This is a genomic window from Rummeliibacillus sp. SL167, assembly GCF_007896505.1.
GTDB lineage: Bacteria > Bacillota > Bacilli > Bacillales_A > Planococcaceae > Rummeliibacillus > Rummeliibacillus suwonensis.
In genome coordinates, this window is record NZ_VCBM01000003.1 from 144370 (window position 1) to 164634 (window position 20265).

Consider the following 20265-nt stretch of genomic DNA (forward strand, 5'->3'; position numbering starts at 1 on the left):
CCTTCACCCAGTGGAAGGGTTCTTCAATTCCCACTGAGTGTTAGTTGAATGAATCGGGGCTTTTACGGCATTTGCTCCTTCCAACTTATCCTCCTGCTTTCTAATAGAATCTTAAAGTAAAGATTTACTGCCCATTCATGCGATTAAAAAACCTCTATTTTAAAACAACTATTTTTCGAACTAGGAGAAGGTTTATATTTTATTCTATAAATTGTCCCGTTATTGTAAGAAAAAAATCTAATAATCTCTTTGGTCAAACTCACATGATCACATTTCAAATACATGATCACGCTCTACTTTACATACGCGTAATGCAAAGCGACTATACCATTCTTTTTTACCATGCTCTTGAGCGATTTGGTGAGCTGCATGGTCTTTCCATGCAGCAATATCTTCAAGCGTTTCCCAATATGAAACCGTAATTCCTAAATCGTCACCTCTTGCACTTTCAGCTCCTAAATAACCTTTTTGCTGACTAGCTAGTTCAGCCATTTTTGATGCCATAACGCGATGTCCATTGTCCCCCTCTGTTCGTTCCGAAGCAAAGATCACTGCGTAATAAGGTATTTTAAATGTATTAGCTAGATGACTCATCTACAACACACTCCTAAAAAATAAGAATTATTTATTTCTTAATCAGCTTCAAGTTCCATTACACTGAAACCCAATTTTTACGATTCCGCGTATTAAACAAATTGTTAAGTTTAAATGCTTTTCTCTTCATCATGAACGTTAACTTTTTAATCTTAACCGTAATGTTAAAAGAAGCAATTTGACGTTAATGATCCATTAATTATATTTTAAGACAAAGTCCCATTTTTGGGATTTTTAATTGTTAAAATAGTAACAGGTCAAGCAAATTGCATTAGATATATTAACTTATATGTAGATCATCACTTAGGTAATTACCAAATTATATCACTAGCATTCGCTAAACCTACTAAATAGAAATGGAGGAAAAAGAAATAAACTCTAATCATATATGAATTTAATAGTTTAATTTAATCTATTAAATTACATGTGGCAAAAATTTTTAAATCAGACCATTGATAAACTAACATTTAAAGAGGGATTTTATTATGAAAAAATTTAGTATTTTAATTGTGTTTTTCCTTTTAATAGGGATAGCCTTGCCATTTGGGAATAATGTAAGTGCAAGCTCTGCCAATGAGCAAAATGAAGAATTTATAGAAGAATCTTCAGGTGTAAAAGTAAAAATTCTTGAAGACAATGCTAGCGAAAGAGTTGTACAAACTACTTTCAATGGAGAAACTGCAATTTCAACATACAACAAATTAAATACAGAGTTAACTATTATAGAAAATGGTGTAAAAGTATCTAATTCTAATGTTGCTTCTTCAATATCGGCTCCTCCATTTATTACTTTTTCTGTAGAATATCCTACTAATCCAGCAATTAGAAAAACGGTTTATTCAGCAGCAGATATAGCTTTTGGTGTAAGTTGTAAAGTTATACGAGTAAGTTATAAAGATATCAATATTAAACCTTTTAGAACGTGGACTATAGCAAAAGATTCAAAGCATGTTACAACTAAAAAAGAAACAAGTAAAAACTTAGATAGTTTACAAACATTTAAAAATAGCGTTAAAGAGTTGATAACTACAGAAGGTGAATTTGCAGCTGCTGGTGTTTCTAGTTATACAGCAGGAATAGTAACTGCATTAACAGCACCAACTGGTATTGGGGCTGTTGTGGCAGGGCTAGTAGCTGCTGGTGTTATAGCCACTGCAGTTGGTGTAGGTGTAAAAGTTTATCAAGCTTATAAAGATGTAAAACTTAATTATGAACTAGCAATTGAATAATAGGTAATAAGATTGAAAAATGGTAAAAAGCAAAAACGTTTATTTACCGCGTTTTTGCTTTTTATATGGATTTTCAAAAAACTTCAAAAGTTGAAAAGTATCATGTATGATAGCTAGTAGAATATAAAAGGGGGTTAACCACCATGATTATTAAAATAATCGTTTTTAATTTATTTATTCTTCTTTTCATCTCAACGTCTTTATATACATTAAAAAAATATTCTAGGTTAAATAAAAAAAGTCCAAGTATGAATAACAAGCTTGTTATGATTTTAAGTCTATTAACAATAGTTGGAGTACTAATAGCAGGAGGAACTATAAACTATATATGGTATACCATCCTATTTCTCTGAAATTTATACCTATAGATTCTTTAATGATGAATCATTCAAGTTTCAAATTAAATATGCACCGTCCCTTAAAAATGATATATTTCTACTTTTCTATGTAGAATATGTTTTCATGTATAGGTTTAAAGCAATTACTCATTTGGTTCACATTATCTTTTCAGAATTAAAATTCCAGAAATCTATCTACAGTGAATTAAATAATATATTATGACCATTTTGCTAAAACGGTCGGTTGATAGCTGTCCATTCTTTTCAATAATCTTTCAGGATCTGAATCAACAATAAACAATTCTTTATATTCACTCTTCATGAATTCTTGACTAATAATATAATCCAACATCGACAGCAACGGTTCAAAAAAGCCATTTACATTTAATAAGCCGCATGGTTTTTTATGGTAGCCTAATTGTGCCCAAGTAAAAACTTCAAACAATTCCTCTAATGTACCTGCGCCACCAGGAAGGGCAATAAAACCGTTTGCCAATTTCTCCATTTTCTCTTTTCTTTCATGCATAGAGTTAACAATATATAATTTTGTTAAATTTTCATGCGCTATTTCGACATCCTTTAATTTTTGTGGTATTACACCTATCGCTTGTCCACCATTTTCCAAAGTCGCATTAGCTATAGCCCCCATACATCCAACTTGTGCGCCGCCATAAATAAGGGTTTTACCATGAACAGCTAATTCCCTTCCTAGCTGTTCTGCACTTTCTAGATAAATATGATCTTTACCAATACTTGAACCACAAAATACTGCTACATTTTGCATCATTCGTAAATTACCTTCTTTCAGTCATATCTTTTTGATAATTTATTCTTATGTTGTAAAAAAATATCCTCTAAACTAATATCGTACTTGTTTGCTATAACTGCTACATTTCCTAATACGTCCCCTAATTCTTCCACTAAATTTTTCTTATTTTCTTCGAATGACTCATCTGCTTCATCTGGTCGATCTCTTCCAATTTCAAGTGCTCTGATAGCTCTAGCAACTTCTCCTGTCTCTTCTGATAAAAACCCAATTCGAATAAAAATATTTAAATCATGCCAGCCACGTTGTTGATAATAATCGTTAATCCAATCTTGGAATTCCTTTGCATTCATACTATTTCACTCCTATAAACGGAAGATTCTATATTTAATCATACCGTATACGATTATTTTAATCTATAAGGCTTTTTCTTTAAGAAGTAGCAAATCAATCGTATTGATTATCCAATTTTCCACAAAATATAGTGTATGTGCCGATTTCCGCTACGGCTTGCTCGGTTTCCTGAAGTTGAGTTGATAAATATTAATGGGCTGTCCCAAAAAGTCGACAAAAATCAACTGTTCGGACAGCCCCTTTTTCTATTGGTTGCTATTTATTTTAATCACTTAATAATTTTTATATCCAAACATTTACTACTTTAAAACTCTATACACATATTACTCATCGTTCCAAAATCATATGTTTGGTTAATTTTTATCGGTTTTGTTGTTTTATCACTTGCACTCCCCATTGCGATAAATAATGGAACAAAATGTTCAGGTCTTGGCACTGCAAGGGTTGCATTTGGTGCTAGAGTTCGATATTGATCTAAAGTATCGATATCACCTTTTTGGACTTGATCAAAAATCCAATTATCAAATTCAACTGCTTCTTTGACTGGGCTTGTTGCTTCAGGATACATCCATTGGAAATTGTGTACGGTTGTACCGCTACCGATTACTAGTATATTCTCTTCCTCAATACCTTTTAATGCTGCTCCAATGTTAAACTGCTCTTTTGGTGATAAGAATGGATTGACTGATAATTCGACGACTGGAATATCTGCATCCGGGTACATATGACTAAGCGCAACCCACACACCATGATCTAAGCCTCGAACTTCTTCACGTTTTGTTTGTATGCCAGCTTTTTCAAAACGATCTTCCAAGATATTTGCTACCATTTTAGATCCTTTTGCAGGATATTTTATTTTGTACATTTCTTCCGGGAAACCATAGTAGTCATACACTGTATCTAAAATATCATCTGTATACGTTAGTGATAATGTTTGACTTTCCCAATGTGCACTAAAGATGACGATTGCTTTTGGTTTAATACGTTTACCTAATTCTTTTAGAAAATCTGAATACTCATTTTGAGTAACTGCTAAGTATGGTGAACCATGTCCAATAAACAATGATGGGACCATCTAAATACTCCCTTTCTTATTAACTTCGTTCTTTCTTATCAAAAGATTGTTATTTCTAAGTTCATAATAAACTTTTACATTTAAAAAACAAGCGTGTTGATTATCCAATTTAATCCATAAAAATAAGAGGATTTGTTGATTTCCACTCCGGCTTGCTCGCTTTCCTGCGGGCGAATGCTGGGGGCAACAGGATGTTGGTCACGGAGTCGTTGCCACAGGACGTGGCGCCCTTAGACTCCGTTCCTTAATCGCTACGCTGCGGGGTCTCATCTATTCGCTTTTCCCGCGGGAGCATTCCTGTTTAGAAAGTTTTCAAGGTATTGCAAATAAAAATGTCCTCTAGTAGAATGCATGTGTATCAACCATCACATCAATCACATACATCTACTGGAGGACATATATGAATCGTAATATGAATGAGAAAATTAATCAAGTCAATGAAGACACTTTAGTGATTGGAATTGATATTGCTAAGCGTAAACACTATGCTTGTGCGATGGATGATCGTGGACGCGTGTTACAAAAATCGTTTCCTTTTCATCAATCAAGTGATGGATTTATGCACTTTTTACAGCGGATCGGTACTTTACAGACAACACACGCTAAATCTAATATCCTTGTTGGCTTTGAGCCCACTGGTCACTATTGGATGAACTTAGCGGACTTTTTGATGGTAAATGATATCCCTTTTGTGATGGTTAATCCGATGCATGTCAGTCGCACCAAAGAATTGGACGATAACCTTCAAACGAAAAACGATGCGAAAGATGCCCGTGTCATTGCTCAACTCATCCGTGATGGTCGATACAGTTTTCCACGAATTCTACAAGGCGTGGAAGCAGAGCTTCGCAATGGCTCCTCTTTCCGCTTAAAATTGCAGGAAGATATAGCTGCACTGAAAAATCGCATCATTCGTTGGACAGATCGTTATTTCCCTGAATTTCAATGGGTCTTTAAAGAAATAGGGAAAAATGCTTTAGCTGTTCTGGAGCAAACCCCTTTTCCAACAGATATGCAAGATAAAAGTTTAGAGGAATTATGACAACTCTATCGACAAGTAGAAGGATTAAAATATCCTTCTTCTCCAAAAATAAAACAATTACAACCATATGCCCATACCTCTATTGGCCTATCTGAAGGGCATGAAATGGCTCGTTTCGAGATTCACTGTCTCCTCGAACAATACAGACAATTACAGGCACAATACGAGGTGTTAGCTGAGCGTTTAACGCAATTAGCTAAAGAAATGACGGATTACGAATATCTCCTGTCTATCCCTGGTGTCGGTGAAAATACGGTAGCCGAACTACTAGCTGAAACAGGTCCTCTCACAAATTACAAGCACCCACGCCAATTATTAAAACTAGCGGGGTTAACTTTACGAGAGAACTCTTCAGGACAACATAAAGGACAAAAGAAGATTTCTAAACGTGGTAGAAGAAAACTACGTGGCCTCTTATTTCGAGCCATTCTACCCATGATTCGTTATAACGTTGCCTTTCAAGCCTTGTACGAGTACTATATTACACGCCCTAATAACCCATTGAGAAAGAAAGAAGCGATGGTCGTTCTTTGTGGGAAATTACTAAAAATTGCCCATGCGCTTTGTCAGAAAAAGGTGTACTTTGATGCGCAAACCATGATGAAGGACCTCACTTGTCTGGAACAGTTAGCGTAACTTTTCTTCAAGAAAATTCATGACAATAAGATGACACAGAGAAGCAGGCGCTATAAACGACAATAGACCTTGAGTCCCAGCGGGAGCAAACCAGCCGCCTCTGCCTTATGAATAGACCGAACGAAGGAATGTACGCGCTAGACGCCAAGAGACATGGGAGGGTACGTCATCATAAGCATCGCAGAGATCTAATGTGCATCAAATAATGGCAATAGAGTTAATTCATTTCCAATTAACTTTAGCGTAGCGTACACTGACATTGTTATTTATTTAAACAAATGGGAATATCAAACTGGTTCTCACTCTATCTTGGCCAAGAAAAAATTTTTTTCACACGAAAAAACTCTAGCAAACGTTGATATAACAACATTTTAAGAGGGAGTCGAGCAAGCCTCCGCTCCAATCTATATAAATAGTCCTGAAAATACAGGGTTTTTCAAAAATCACGCCAAACATATATTCCTGATTTTTGTAAAATCAACACGCGTGATAGATTACATATCCTATAAACAATACTAATATTAAGATATCAGTTCCTTTCCATCCTAAACTGCCGGCTAAATCTACCAAATTTCCATTTTCAGTACGATTCACTCCATCATTCAACGTACCAGAAGGATTATTTTTTAATTCCTCTTGCCTTAAGCGTTCCCTTTTTTCTTCAGCTGTCTCACTTCGAGAATCCAAGTGAACACCTCCTAATAGCTATTCTTCCTTATGAAGCATAACTTATTTCTCTTCATTATAAATAATATTAGAGTTTTTACGAGAATATCGATCGCAATATTGAGTATTAGTACCTAAGGACAATTGCTGCCACTATGATTGTGGTACTTTCGCATAATAATGTGTAGGAGTCTTGAGTTCTAAATGGTCACGTAATGTATCACCTTCATACTCTGTATGGAAAAGGCCTCGTCGTTGAAGTTCAGGTATCAATAATTCCACGACATCTTGAAAACCATCTGGAAAATGGGATGGTAAAATGTTAAACCCATCAGCCGCGCCTGTTTCAAGCCATAATTGTAAGTCATCTGCGATTTGCCCAGGAGTCCCAACAAGTTCTCGTTGACCACGTGCGCCCGCAATATGCTGATACAATTGACGAATGGTAAAATGATTTTCGTCTGCTACCTTTTTTAATAACTCAACTCGGCTTCTTGTTCCTGTGACCTGTTCAATGGGTGGCAATGGTGGTAATGGCTCATCTAAGGGATAGCCTGTCAAATCAAATTCTAAATGTGCGCTCAGTCTTGCTAGGCCGGCTTCCTCCGGTATTAAATCGAGTAATTGCTGTCTTTTACGTTGCGCCTCTTCTACTGTTTTACCAATGATTAGAAATACACCTGGCATGATTTTCAAATCATCCGGTTGACGCCCATATTTGGCTAGACGCCCTTTTAAATCAGTATAAAATTGTCGAGCATCTTCAATACTTTGTGCTGCAGTAAAAACCACCTCTGCTGTTTTTGCAGCTAGTTCTTTACCGGATTGTGAAGAACCTGCTTGAACGATAATCGGCCGATGCTGCTTCGATGCTGGCACTGGTAATGGACCTCGTACAGAGAACCAATCACCTTTATGATTGATCATATGTACTTTAGAGGCATCAACTACTACACCATTTTGTTGATCATAAACAATGGCATCTTCTTCCCAGCTGTCCCAAAGTTTTTTGACGACCTCAACAAATTCATCTGCACGTTCATATCGTTTGCTATGTTCTAATGGTTGGTTATTAAAGTTTTGAGCTTCCAATGGCAAACCACTCGTTACAACATTCCAGCCTAAACGTCCTTCACTCAATTGATCAAGTGACGCAAATTTACGCGCAATATTGTATGGTTCATTATGTGTAGTAGAAGCAGTCGCTACTAATCCGATCTTATCTGTCACAGCAGCTAATGCCCCTAATAGTGTAAATGGTTCATACATAAGATTTAGTGTTTGTTCAAAGCCTGTAGCTGTCGGATCATCACTATTTAGCTGATCTGCTAGAAAGATCATATCAAGTTTTCCCTTCTCCGCTAGCCTTGCTTGTTGTGCTAAAAACTTCAGGTTAAATAAATGCTCTTTTTTCGTTCCCGGATAACGCCATGCTGAAACATGGTGTCCTGGTAACATGAAGAATACGCCTAATTTTAATCGTTTTTTCACCATCTCATTAACACCCCCTTTATTTGTTTACGACACTCTCTAAATAGGTAGGATTAATAATCGCTTCATATGAAGGCACCTCTGATTTTGCTGGTATCGATTGTTGATCTACTAAAAAATCGCCAATCTTTTTTAATGATTTTGCAGTGTTTCCAATGTTTTCTTTTGTACCTAAAAACGTATCGGATAACTGTTGTTGTGGTGTTAACCAATTTGATCCTTTTGCTTGTTTTGCCGCATCTTCTTTTGTAATTTGTAATGCTTCTGACCAAATTTTTGCTGCTTCATCTGGATTTTCTGCATATAATTTTTGTGCACGAATCAATTGTTCTATATATAATTCAACGATTTTTGGATATTTTTCTCCGAATTCTTTACGGACAACACCATAAGTCCCTGTCGGATGACCTTGTTTTGCTAAATCAGCGCTTGAAATAAGTTTTGTCCCATCCTTCAATAATTCAGTTAGACCTGGATCCCAAGTATATGCTGCGTCAATATCACCGCGCTTCCAAGCCGACAAAATTTCAGGCGGGGTCAGATCAATGATTTGTACATCCGCAGCTTTTAGACCGTTAATTTCTAAAGCACTCAATAAGCTATAATGTGAAGTAGATGCAGATGTTGTTGCAATGCGTTTTCCTTTTAAATCTGTTATCTTTGATATTCCTTTATTCTTTTTAACGGCTAATGCTTCCGCCTCACCCACTGTCTGGCCTGCCCAAAAAATTTCGTATGGAATCTTTGAGGATACAGCAATACTAACGGGGGGATCACCAATACCGATTTGAATATCTATAGATTTTGATAATAATGCGTTATTCGCATCACGTCCCGCTTGGAAAGCTACCCAGTTGACGTTGACTCCTAATTTACTTAGTTTTTCTTCCAGCCATCCCTGTTGTTTTACGATTAAATTGTCATCAATATATTCAAAAAAACCGATGTTCACAGTTTTCGGTAGTTCTTCTTTAGCTGCTGTGTTGGTTGTTTCGGCTTTAGATGTTGTACCCACGGATTTTGAATTATTGCATGCAACTAATAGTATAGTCATTAAAGCTAAAAAAGTTATTGTTATCCAATGTTTCGAATTCGTCATTTTGTGCCTCCTGAGTTTTCTTATCTTGCAGTAACAGGCAGGACGATTATCCCCACCCCAAATAAAGCAGGTTAACCGCTTGTAAAACCCCTATTTTTGGTTCAGGTCAACAAGATGTTGGCCACTTAGGTGTTGCCACAGGACGCGGCGCTTTTAACCTGAGTTCCTCTAGTTCTGTGGGAGATGAAGAAAACCCCCACTAGTTGAAGTTTCACTTTATGATTGGTTATTAATGATCTGTAAAATTCGTTCCCGAACTTCTTGAAACTCTTTGGTAAAACGAACACTATTATCTTCAGTCGTAATATGATTGGTAAAAGCTACATCTATTTCTTTTACAATGCGGCCTGGGCGTCTAGACATGACAATTATTCTTGTCGCCAATAGTAAAGCTTCATCCACATCATGCGTAATGAAAATAATTGTTTTTTTCGTTTCTCTCCAAATATCTCTAAGCAAGTTTTGCATTTGTTCTCGCGTTAACGCATCAAGCGCAGAAAATGGTTCATCCATCAATAGGACCCGAGGATTGTTTACCAATACACGAGCAATGGCAACACGTTGTTTCATTCCTCCCGATAATTCATATGGCTTGTTATGGCTAAACTGTGATAGCCCGACCTTATCTAAAAAATACCGTACGGTCGTAGCATCTTTCTTTTTTCTCATCTTCAATCCAAAGTTCACGTTTTGTTCAACAGTTAACCATGGATATAGCGCCGCTTGCTGAAAGACAACACCACGATTCCAATCGATACTATTAATTTCAGAACCATCAATTTTTGCAGAGCCCTCCGTCGGCGTTATAAAACCAGCTAAGATTTTCAACAATGTGCTTTTTCCACAACCTGATGGTCCTAAAATACAGACAAATTCGCCTTCCTTTATATTTAAATCAATGTTTTGGAGTGCTAGTACATCTTCTCCCTGTGTTTCATATGCTAATTGAATATTTTTGAGTTCTAACACATTTTCGTTTACTTCAACCTGTACCATCTAATCGCTCCTTGCTTATTAATCTTTTCCTTTCCAAGGAACTATCTTTACTTCTGCAAATCGTAATGTACGATCTAAAATAATACTGATAATCCCCATAACGATTAATCCCATAAAAATGATGTCACTTCGTAAGAATCGGCTTGCATCGATTACCATCCAGCCTAAACCACTTGCACCTGCTACCATTTCTGCCGCCACAAGTGTGCTATAGGATGCGACCATCGATGTTCGTAAACCTGTAAAAATAAATGGTAAACTCGCGGGTAATATAACGTAATAAAAAGTTTTCCATTGATTGGCGCCCAAATTTAAAGCCCCTTGAATATACTCCGTTTTAACATTCTTCACCCCTGCCATGGACGAAATAAACATGGGTGCAAAAGCGGCTAAAAATAGCAATACCACTTTAGATACATCCCCAATACCGAACCAAATAATTAATACTGTGTAATAGGCAAGTGGTGGTAATGATTGATAGAATTCAACAATAGGATCAAAAACAGCACGGATTTTGCTACTATATCCGCTCGCTAATCCCAATAGCACCCCCAAAATGGCTGCTAGAACATATCCAGATAATAAACGTTTCATACTATCGAAGACATGCACCAATAATGGAATACCTTTATATCCAGTCGACAATACCTCTTGAAAACTATGTAATACAATTGCTGGTGAAGGTACAATTAACGGCGATACCATTTTAAACTCCGTTACTAAAAACCAGATAATCCCGATCAATAAAAAAGTAGTGATCGTAATCAAGGTTTCTATTTTCCAAAATTTAAGACTCTTTTTCTTATTCCTTTTTAAATTCACTGGTAGTTTATTCAGTGGTTGTTCTTTTGCTGTCTGCAGCTCATTTTGTTGAACCATCTTTGGACACCCCTTTCCTGAACTTAAAAGACTTTTGAACGTCTAAACAATAACAACAAAAATTCACTTTTAAATTTTCTTCTAAGAATCTCTCGTTACTCCAGTCAATTCCTATAAAAAAATAAGGCCCTCTAATATTTAGAAGGCCTCTAGTTGTCTAGTCAGTCCAATAATGAAAATGTATTCCAATTATAATGTATATAAAACTAAGTGGTCAAGTATGTTTTCAAATTATTACTTCTGAATAAAATAAAAGTGAAATAGATTTATTACATAAAAAGGTCAAGCATGTTGATTGGAAAATATTAAGTTAAGCATGTGAACATGAATGTGTAAATTTCCTATTGTTAACTTTCATTTATATGAATTGAAATGAAATCTTACCCAATTATTTATATTTTAAGGAATAAAATTGGACCTTTAACACGCTTAGGATCATGCTCTTATATTGACCTTTCATGTCATCTACTTTAATATCGATAGACAAAGAACAGCGATTATAATTAGGGCTATTGACCCTAAAACAATGAAAGATATACTTTTCAATATTCTATTTTCTTGAGATGGAATACCGCATAGTGCTGCACCTAATGTTACTCTGGCGGGGCTTGCCATAGTTGAATGTGAGGAACTCGCGTTTTGTGCAAATGTAATGAAGTCTGATGATAGTCCAACTTGTTGTGCCGTTTGAACTTGTAATTTCATAAACATAGCGTTAGACCCCGTATTGCTTCCTGTGAGAAAACCTCCAATTCCTCCTATTAAAGGAGCGATCAACAAAAAACTATTTCCGAATATATTCCCTGCTGTATTAGCAAGAGTCGATATCATTCCAGCTTCCGACATGATTTCAGATATACAAACAAAGGCGGCAGTTGAAATGACAAATGGTATCCATTGTTTGAATGTCTTTACCAATGAGATGAATATCTTATCTTTATTAATTTTGAAGATAAAAATAGTCAATAGACAAGTAACGAATAACCAAAAGCCTGGTGAATAAAGTAGAGCCATCGAAAAGTCATAAGACGGGAATGTCACAACAAAATGAGACTCTAAAAATTGTCTAAAGGGTGCCCATAAACGGGAAATGAAGATAAGAACAGTTAAGATGATATAGGGGCTCATTGTTTTCAGCATACTTACCTTAGTGTACTTTTCTTTTGATGCCGATACTTGTGAAATAACTGTATTGTTATCTTCTTTATTTAATTTTAGTGAAGAAATTTTAATGATCATTAAACCTATCCCAGTTGTAACCAATGCACCTAATACACCTGCCAATTCAACACTTACATAAGTATTAAAAAGAAGAATCGAGATAGAAAAAATAATAGAAAACAACATTAACTCTTTCCATTTTGCCTTAATAGCCTTGAACCCTCCAGCTATGTAAACGGCAATAACCATAAAATAGATAAAAATAGGAATACTTATAAGAGCCGTTCCAGTTCCTAGTTTTTGAAGTGAAATCCCTCCTAATTGTGCGCCAATGACTGTCCCTGTAGCTAATGCTCCCCAAGGAACAGCTAGCAAGCTAACAAGCCCTAATAGAACAGCCTTTACAGGGTGAAATCCTAGAGCAACAAATATTGGTGTAATTATCATAAACGCTATTCCAAATCCACTTGTTGATTCAATAAGCGGAGAAATGCCAGCCACTAGGATCAAAACTTGTATAATATGATCATTAGTTGCCTGAGATATGAAGGAAGCTATTGATTGAATTCCCCCTACGCCATCAATGAAGTGGAAAAGCAATATGCCAAAAAAGAGAACGTATGCAGCTATAAATGAAATGAATAACCCCTTAAGGGATGAATGAACCATATTTTCTGGTGTAAGCTTATAGCCATGGTAGAGAAAAGTAATCATAATAACTACCATAAGCGAAAAAACCCCTCCCCGTAATGATGTCTGTTTTAAAAAAAACAAGAAGATAAGAACACTTAAAATCGGTATTATAGCCATTAAAAGCATCATGGAAAATCCCTCCATTTCAATAAAGTGAAACTCCATCAGTGAGGGTTTTCTTCATCCCCCACTGAAATAGAAGAACTCAGGTTAAAAGCGCCACGTCCTGTGGCAACACCTGAGTGACCAACATCTTGTTAGCCCGAACCAATCGGACTTTTACGGGCAGTTGATCCCCCATTTATCTTTTTCGTTTCTCTCTAAATCTTGAGATGAGGGTCTTACTGCCCGTTAAAGCGGAATAAAGTGAAACTTCACCCAGTGGGGACCACTATTTCTTTATCCCTCACTTTTATTTGCTCATACCCTATATCATTCTTGTGGATCCTCTCCCTTCCTGTTATGATTTAGTTAACAAAAATCCACTATAGTAAATTTTATATTATTTGATTTACCTGTCAAAAGTCAATAAAGAAATTCACTATATTGAAAAAGAGGGGCTATAAAAAATGGAATTTGGTTACAATATTAAAAAAGAAAGAAAGCGGAAGGGGCTTACTTTAGAGGAATTATCTGAACGATCCAATGTGAGTAAATCCATGCTATCTATGATTGAAAGAGGTGAAAAAAACCCGACCATTCAAGTGGCGTCTCAAATTGCAGAAGGTCTTGAAGTAACTATTTCAAAATTATTAGGTGAACAGCAGGAAAATGAGGTGATTGTTATTCGTTCCAATCAGCAGTTGATCTATAGAGATGAAACTACAGGTGTAGAAAGGCATCTTTTGTCTCCATCTTTTTCAGCCATTGGTATAGAATTTATCTTAAATATCATTCCCCCTTTAAAAGAGACAGGTACATTTCCTCCTCACAAAAGAGGTGTTCAGGAACATATTTATGTAGCACGTGGAAAATTGAAAATCGAATTAGGCGAGGAACCCAAAAGTTATATTTTAGAAAAAGGGGATTCAATCTATTACGAGGCAGACTTAAAACATCGATTTGTAAACCTTTTAAACACGGAGTGCCATTATTATTTAATCATTGATTCACATAAAATAGATGCTTGATTATTCACTGTCCCTTGGTGTAATTGCATCCGGATTTGAATAGGCTTGTACAATTACTCTTATAAGACCTTCCCTTCATTCAGTGAACAATGGGGACACATTTATATCGTTCACCTGTGAGTGTTCTCTACTGAATGAAGATGAAGATAAAGATAAAAATACAAAACTAACATAAAAAATAACTTTTGCCTTTTTAGAGGATCATCAGTTTGCTCATTTCAAAGCCAAAGAGTTAGGCATCATTGTCTAGACTTCATCTTTCCAATTTTCTAACTCCTGTTCAGATACAACTTTGATGCCATTGATTGCTAACAAAGCGGCTGTTACTCCAGCACCATCTCTTCTTTTCCCCATAAACTCTCCATTATAAATTTTTTGACTTCCACAAGAGGGGCTATATTCTTTTAATATTACATGTGTCGCTTCTATTTCTTTCGCCATCTCTAAAGTTTTTCTAGCACCATTTATATATAATTCTGTTACATCATTCCCTGAGCATTCGATAACTTTTGCTTTGCCATCTAAAACATCAAACCCATCTCCACCTATAATTTCAGCAGGTTCTCTTGGTATCACAAAACCACCCAAAAGCTCTGGGCAAACTGGAACTGCTTTCTTCTCATCAATTAATTTTTGAACGATATCATTCATACAAGAAGTGCCATTATACCTTACCGGATTTCCGGCTAAACAAGAACTGACCAAAATCATGCTACACATCCTATCTATACAAATTAGCTACCTTTTTTCTCTCATACTCATATTGAAATATTTTTTCTATATCAATTGTGCACATCCAACAGTAATATCTAACTTCCATTAGGCAGGATAAGAAACAATAGATTACTATACTTCAGATGGCGAATTATTATGTTTCCAGTAATGAACAACGGTTAGATTGTATAGCATTTTCAAAGATTGGACAATCTATAATGAATTCAAAAATTCAGCATTTGCTCTAGACCTTAAGGTGTTTAATCAAAGCTATGCTTGTGGCAGCTGAGCTTTTTATAAAAATATTGATAGAATAACTCTTTTTTCCATTGTCAACTTTTTTGCTTTGAGAAATGTGAAATTTAATTGAAAAAATGAAAAAATTATGACAGCGATTGGGAAAATAAAATCTATTATTTCTTTTTTATAACATAAAAAAATGATTTTGTAGCATTTTATATACATGAGGTGTGTTTTTTAGCTTTTTATTTTATTTTTCATTATGCTGCTATAGGGCTGGATGCTATAAAAGAGAATGGTACTGAAACATTGTTAAATCAACATTTCTGGACGTATAATACAGAAATTTGATACTATAAGGGAAAAGGGTTGACAGAAATCCTTTTTCGTATAATAATTTAAGTACAAACAATAATTATTCTAATTAAAAAATAATTATTGGAAAAATGAACGTATACAGGAGGAATTCGATTATGTCATTAGTAAACAAAGAAATCTTACCATTCACTGCACAAGCATTCCAAAATGGTGAATTCAAAACAGTTACAGACGAAACTTTAAAAGGTAAATGGGCTGTAGTTTGCTTCTATCCAGCAGACTTTACTTTCGTGTGCCCAACTGAATTAGAAGATTTACAATCTGAATATGCAAACCTAAAAGCTCTTGGCGCTGAAGTTTATTCTGTATCTACAGACACTCATTTTACTCACAAAGCATGGCATGACCATTCAGAAGCTATTTCTAAAATCGAATATACAATGATTGGTGACCCTAACCATACAATTTCTCGTAACTTCGATGTATTAGATGAAGAAGCAGGTGCTGCTCAACGTGCTACATTCTTAATCGATCCAGATGGCGTTGTTCAAACATTAGAAATCAATAACGATGGTATCGGTCGTAACGCTTCTCAATTAATCGATAAGATCAAAGCAGCTACTTACGTACGTAATCATCCAGGTGAAGTTTGCCCAGCTAAATGGAAAGAAGGCGGCGAAACTTTAGCACCTAGCATCGACTTAGTAGGTAAAATCTAATTCGACTGATTCGTTTCTTTCTAAATCACTAATGTAACTTCACAGCAATATATCAATCAAGCGGGCGGCAATTACTAGGGATTCCTTAGTATTTGTCGCTCTATTTATAAGAGAAGAGCATGAAAATAGGCACATGATTCTCTGTGTAAATCATAAAAGAGAGGTGAGAAGTCGTCGTTTCGAGAATACATCACGCGTGACTTTGTACGATGGCATGAAGCATTGTGGAATACATGCATCGATACTGGCACAACGAGTAAAACGACGATATGATAATGGCACTAGATGCAAATATTAAAGGTCAATTAAAGCAATTACTTGCACTTCTTGAAAGCGATTTAGTATTAAAAGTGAGTGTAGGAGATGATAAAGTTTCAAAGGAAACATTGGAACTTGTCAACGAACTAGCGGAATTATCACCACGGATTACGTTGGAACATACACAATTAGAACGCACGCCAAGCTTTAGCATCAATAAAGCAGGCTCTGAAGAATCAGGCGTCGTGTTTGCCGGTGTACCACTTGGTCATGAATTTAATTCGCTCGTTTTAGCACTTTTACAAGTATCAGGTCGTGCGCCAAAAATAGAAGATACAACGATTAAGCGTATTGAAGCCATTACGAAACCTGTCCATTTTGAAACATATGTCAGCCTTACATGTCATAATTGTCCAGATGTAGTTCAAGCATTGAATATTATGTCTGTGTTAAACCCTAATATTACACACACGATGGTTGAGGGAGGAGCTTATCAATCAGAAGTGAAAGAAAAAGATATTATGGGTGTTCCAACTGTTTATGCGGACGGTGAGTTTTTCGAAAGCGGTCGTATGTCACTTGAAGAAATTTTAAATAAATTAGGTGCCGCGTCCGATCCATCTGAATTTAATGATAAAGAACCATTTGATGTTCTTGTTGTTGGTGGCGGCCCTGCTGGTGCAAGTGCAGCGGTTTATACAGCACGTAAAGGAATTCGCACAGGTCTTGTAGCAGAACGTTTCGGTGGGCAAGTAAATGACACATTAGCGATTGAAAATATTATTGGCATTAAAGAAACAGAAGGCCCTGCTTTTGTGGCAAGTCTAGAGGCACATGTGGAAGCTTATCCAGTTGATATCATGAAAGATCAACGTGTGGTGAAAGTAGCCAAAAATGATCTAATAGAAGTGACATTAGAAAATGGCGGTGTCCTAAAAAGTAAAACCGTGATTCTTTCAACGGGTGCTCGCTATCGTCAACTAGGTGTACCAGGTGAACAAGAATTCAAGACAAAAGGTGTCGCATACTGTCCACATTGTGACGGACCACTATTCAAAGGAAAAGATGTGGCAGTTGTTGGTGGCGGTAACTCTGGTGTAGAAGCTGCTATTGACCTTGCGGGTGTTGTCAATCATGTAACATTATTGCAACGTGGTCCGGAGTTAAAGGCTGACTCTGTTCTACAAAATCGTTTACGCAGCTTACCAAATGTCACGATTTTAACGAATGCTTTAACAAAGGAAATTACCGGTGATAAAACTGTCAATGGTTTAACATATATTGATCGTCAAACAAATGAGGAACACCATCTTACACTAGAAGGTGTATTCATTCAAATCGGTTTATTGCCAAATACAGAATTTTTACAAGGTACACTCGAACTAAATAAATTGAATGAAATTATTGTTGATCCACACGGTGCAACAAGCATGCCAGGTGTTTTTGCAGCTGGTGACTGCACAAATTCAGCTTATAAACAAATCGTCATCTCCATTGGCTCTGGTGCAACAGCCGCTCTTGGCGCTTTCGATTATATGATTCGTTCTGATGTAAAGGAACCCGTGCAAGCATAATTCCTTTCATAGATACAAAAATGTCCCAGGTGAGAATTTCTCCTGAGGGCATTTTTGGTGCATTTCTTAAAATAGACAATAATGTGCTAGGCACTCTACTCTCATACTTTGATGGTTTGATCGCAATTTAATAAAAATAAAGTGCTATTGTTTTAAATGGATCATTTTAGTTAAAAACTTTGGCATAAAAAAGACGAAAACGTCGATTGAACACGTTTTCGCCTTTTCAATTTCTAATATTTCACTTCAAAAGATGCTCTATTCAATAGTTCTACTTTATCTACAGCTGGATAAGGTATCTCCTAATAATTTGTATAAGATAAAATGGCATTGTCTAAGCCTTCGATTTTTGCTGTTGCAGCTTCTCTATTAGTGTACTCAAACATACGAATGTCGTTAATATCATTAAAGATAGTGACTACCCACATGATTTCATTTCTCCTTTTTATTTATTGTGTATTAAAACAATCATTATTTTCCCCATGACTTTTGCAATCTGTTATACAACATATTTTCTAATCCTTATTCTACTCGGATTTCTATAAATGGCAAGTCTTTTTATACACTTTCACAGTTTGTTCACAACACATACCAAGCACCCAAACAATTCTGACAATAGCCGAACAATTAAAGCCCTAAATTCCTTGTTATTAGCCTTCTCAAAAGTAACAAATACCGGATGTTCAATCACAAAATCCCTTTCAACACATCCGATAATCCCTCTTTCCTCACTCCGCTACCCTTTATATTGAATGAATTCCTGTTCAAAAGAAAAGCGCGTTAGCCTAATCACTAACACACTTTCTTTATCATCATATTTATGAATCGTAAAAAAATTACAGTTTTAATCTAAATATTCTTTAGCTAATTGTTCGTTTTTATAAATTGCCATTCCGGTTTTCAATTTTCTAAAACCAAATTTTTTATAAAAAGTATCATTATGAACCGTTGAGATCAGATGTATGCAAGATACTAAATCTAACTGCTGCAGCATATCTTCAATAAGCATTCGAGCAATTCCCTGTCCTTGAAATTCCCGATGTACAACGACATCATAAATCGCAGCATTAAACACACCATCAGACAAAGCTCTTGCGAAGCCAATAACTTGATGATTGTTTACTGCAAATACTTGATGTGTACTTGCATCAAATACTTTCTTTATGATTTTTTCATCATGCTTCATCCATCCAACAGATTGATACACCTTTTTTAACATTGCTATCTCATCTTCATTTATATCATATTTAAGAAATATCATATTTTTCACCCTTTGTCTTTAGTTACATGACCAACTGCTGATACCTTTATGATGCTAAATGATATCCAAAAATCATATGAAATTTCACATTTTTCTTTTAAAGAAAGATGGCTCTTTTTTGAGTCAGCTTTTTCAAATTCTCATCAATTTCTCTACAGATCAAAGATTTATATCTTACATTTGATCCTTTTGAATAAGAAATTATGAAACCAATTTGCTTATTTTATTCATTCTATATTCGCAACTGCTCAGACAAGTTTCGCATTAAAAATAGGCTACCACTTTCCAACTAGATTTTGGAGAATGGTAGCCTATCATATAACGATCAGATAATGTCCTGTACCTTGACTATAGTTTTTTTCTAATTATTTTTTTCTTGTAAATGATCGAATCACCGCAATAATAGCAAGAATGAGTGCCACTATTGATAATGTTAAGGTAGTAGTTTGGGATCCAGATTTTTCGTTTTCAGTAGCAGATTCGGCTTTTTTTGTTTGTTCTACTTCTGCTTTTGTATCATCTTGAGTCGTTTTTGCTGGCGCCGCATGATCAGTTGCTGTTGTAATTTGAGTAATGGAGTGGGGCGTATCTGCATTTTCGTCACCTGTCCATTCTACAACAGTACCGTCTTTATAGTATTGATAGGCATCCCATGCAGCTTCTGTTTCTTTTTCAGGGTTTTTCGCAACAAAAGAAAATTGTTGGAATTGACCAGCTGTGATTCCTCCATTAGTTGCTTGCCAAGTAACTGTTTTTGTTTTTCCTGATGAATCTTTAGCTAGTGTAACCTTCCATCCTGGTACAGGTTGATATGATTCAAATTCAGTGCCTGCGGGAACCTTTAGCGTAACTTTTATTGTATTGATTTCCTTCTCCACAGGAACCTTGATTGTATAAGTTTCCCATGCTCCTGGTGCAGAAACTTCTGGTTTGACAGTTACGTGTGCACTCGCTGTTCCCGCAAAGATCATTAAAGCTAGACCTGATGACATAAGGCCTGCTGTCCATTTTTTAAATACTGTTTTCATTTTA

18 protein-coding genes and 1 pseudogene are annotated in these 20265 nt (G+C 35.8%); 5 read left to right on the plus strand and 14 right to left on the minus strand.

The genetic code is table 11. From position 1 onward, the window contains the following. Positions 1-267: 267 nt before the first annotated feature. Positions 268-594, minus strand: coding sequence for an antibiotic biosynthesis monooxygenase family protein (locus FEZ13_RS14060; RefSeq protein WP_146553208.1), 327 nt, complete (start codon positions 592-594; stop codon positions 268-270). Positions 595-1079: 485 nt separating this feature from the next. Here FEZ13_RS14060 and FEZ13_RS14065 point away from each other — a divergent pair, with 485 nt between their 5' ends. After that, positions 1080-1823 carry a geobacillin-26 family protein gene (locus FEZ13_RS14065; protein ID WP_146553209.1) on the plus strand — a complete coding sequence of 248 codons (744 nt, stop codon included), beginning with the start codon at positions 1080-1082 and terminating at the stop codon, positions 1821-1823. A 555-nt stretch (positions 1824-2378) separates the two neighbouring features. Here the strand turns inward: FEZ13_RS14065 and FEZ13_RS14070 are convergent. From FEZ13_RS14070 to FEZ13_RS14080, 3 genes are all read right to left on the minus strand, one after another. Continuing rightward, complete coding sequence (locus tag FEZ13_RS14070; RefSeq protein WP_312755577.1) at positions 2379-2948, minus strand: LOG family protein; 570 nt, start codon at positions 2946-2948, stop codon at positions 2379-2381. 17 nt (positions 2949-2965) lie between these two features. Beyond that, entirely contained in the window at positions 2966-3280 is a 315-nt protein-coding gene (locus FEZ13_RS14075; protein ID WP_146547688.1) for a MazG nucleotide pyrophosphohydrolase domain-containing protein, read from the minus strand. 305 nt (positions 3281-3585) lie between these two features. Beyond that, positions 3586-4356, minus strand: a complete 771-nt coding sequence (locus tag FEZ13_RS14080) for a DODA-type extradiol aromatic ring-opening family dioxygenase (RefSeq protein ID WP_146553210.1) — start codon at positions 4354-4356, stop codon at positions 3586-3588. Positions 4357-4756: 400 nt separating this feature from the next. Here FEZ13_RS14080 and FEZ13_RS14085 point away from each other — a divergent pair. Further along, positions 4757-6034 (plus strand): annotated as a pseudogene (locus tag FEZ13_RS14085) (IS110 family RNA-guided transposase). Positions 6035-6511: 477 nt separating this feature from the next. Here FEZ13_RS14085 and FEZ13_RS14090 read toward each other — a convergent pair. The 6 genes from FEZ13_RS14090 to FEZ13_RS14115 all read right to left on the minus strand — a co-directional run bounded on the left by FEZ13_RS14090 (position 6512) and on the right by FEZ13_RS14115 (position 13184). Further along, complete coding sequence (locus tag FEZ13_RS14090) at positions 6512-6721, minus strand: DUF6366 family protein (RefSeq protein ID WP_146553211.1); 210 nt, start codon at positions 6719-6721, stop codon at positions 6512-6514. 132 nt (positions 6722-6853) lie between these two features. Beyond that, positions 6854-8194: an LLM class flavin-dependent oxidoreductase gene (locus FEZ13_RS14095; RefSeq protein WP_146553212.1), complete on the minus strand. Its 1341-nt coding sequence runs from the start codon at positions 8192-8194 to the stop codon at positions 6854-6856. Between the two features lie 16 nt (positions 8195-8210). Further along, on the minus strand, positions 8211-9290 hold the full coding sequence (locus FEZ13_RS14100; RefSeq protein WP_146553213.1) for a taurine ABC transporter substrate-binding protein: 1080 nt from the start codon (positions 9288-9290) through the stop codon (positions 8211-8213). A gap of 216 nt (positions 9291-9506) precedes the next feature. Further along, complete coding sequence (locus tag FEZ13_RS14105) at positions 9507-10286, minus strand: ABC transporter ATP-binding protein (protein WP_146553214.1); 780 nt, start codon at positions 10284-10286, stop codon at positions 9507-9509. Between the two features lie 18 nt (positions 10287-10304). Next, a complete protein-coding gene (locus tag FEZ13_RS14110) occupies positions 10305-11165 on the minus strand; it encodes an ABC transporter permease (RefSeq protein WP_146547681.1) in 861 nt (286 codons plus the stop codon). Positions 11166-11630: 465 nt separating this feature from the next. Then, positions 11631-13184, minus strand: coding sequence for an L-lactate permease (locus FEZ13_RS14115; protein WP_370467708.1), 1554 nt, complete (start codon positions 13182-13184; stop codon positions 11631-11633). Positions 13185-13588: 404 nt separating this feature from the next. On the opposite strand from FEZ13_RS14115, the gene FEZ13_RS14120 reads away from it, so the two are divergent. Further along, positions 13589-14149 (plus strand): helix-turn-helix domain-containing protein, encoded by a 561-nt coding sequence (locus FEZ13_RS14120; protein WP_146547679.1) that lies wholly within the window; start codon positions 13589-13591, stop codon positions 14147-14149. A 246-nt stretch (positions 14150-14395) separates the two neighbouring features. Here FEZ13_RS14120 and FEZ13_RS14125 read toward each other — a convergent pair whose 3' ends face one another. Continuing rightward, complete coding sequence (locus FEZ13_RS14125; RefSeq protein ID WP_146553216.1) at positions 14396-14860, minus strand: 2-thiouracil desulfurase family protein; 465 nt, start codon at positions 14858-14860, stop codon at positions 14396-14398. 716 nt (positions 14861-15576) lie between these two features. Between FEZ13_RS14125 and ahpC the strand changes: the two genes are divergently transcribed. Next, entirely contained in the window at positions 15577-16140 is a 564-nt protein-coding gene (gene ahpC, locus FEZ13_RS14130) for an alkyl hydroperoxide reductase subunit C (RefSeq protein WP_146547677.1), read from the plus strand. A gap of 275 nt (positions 16141-16415) precedes the next feature. Further along, entirely contained in the window at positions 16416-17972 is a 1557-nt protein-coding gene (ahpF, locus tag FEZ13_RS14135) for an alkyl hydroperoxide reductase subunit F (protein ID WP_146553217.1), read from the plus strand. Between the two features lie 302 nt (positions 17973-18274). On the opposite strand, the gene FEZ13_RS20170 is transcribed toward ahpF, so the two are convergent. From FEZ13_RS20170 to FEZ13_RS14145, 3 genes are all read right to left on the minus strand, one after another. Continuing rightward, a complete protein-coding gene (locus FEZ13_RS20170) occupies positions 18275-18400 on the minus strand; it encodes a hypothetical protein (protein ID WP_255473181.1) in 126 nt (41 codons plus the stop codon). A gap of 416 nt (positions 18401-18816) precedes the next feature. Then, positions 18817-19233, minus strand: coding sequence for a GNAT family N-acetyltransferase (locus tag FEZ13_RS14140; protein ID WP_146553218.1), 417 nt, complete (start codon positions 19231-19233; stop codon positions 18817-18819). A 365-nt stretch (positions 19234-19598) separates the two neighbouring features. Beyond that, positions 19599-20261: a YcnI family copper-binding membrane protein gene (locus tag FEZ13_RS14145; protein ID WP_146547674.1), complete on the minus strand. Its 663-nt coding sequence runs from the start codon at positions 20259-20261 to the stop codon at positions 19599-19601. Positions 20262-20265 lie beyond the last annotated feature (4 nt).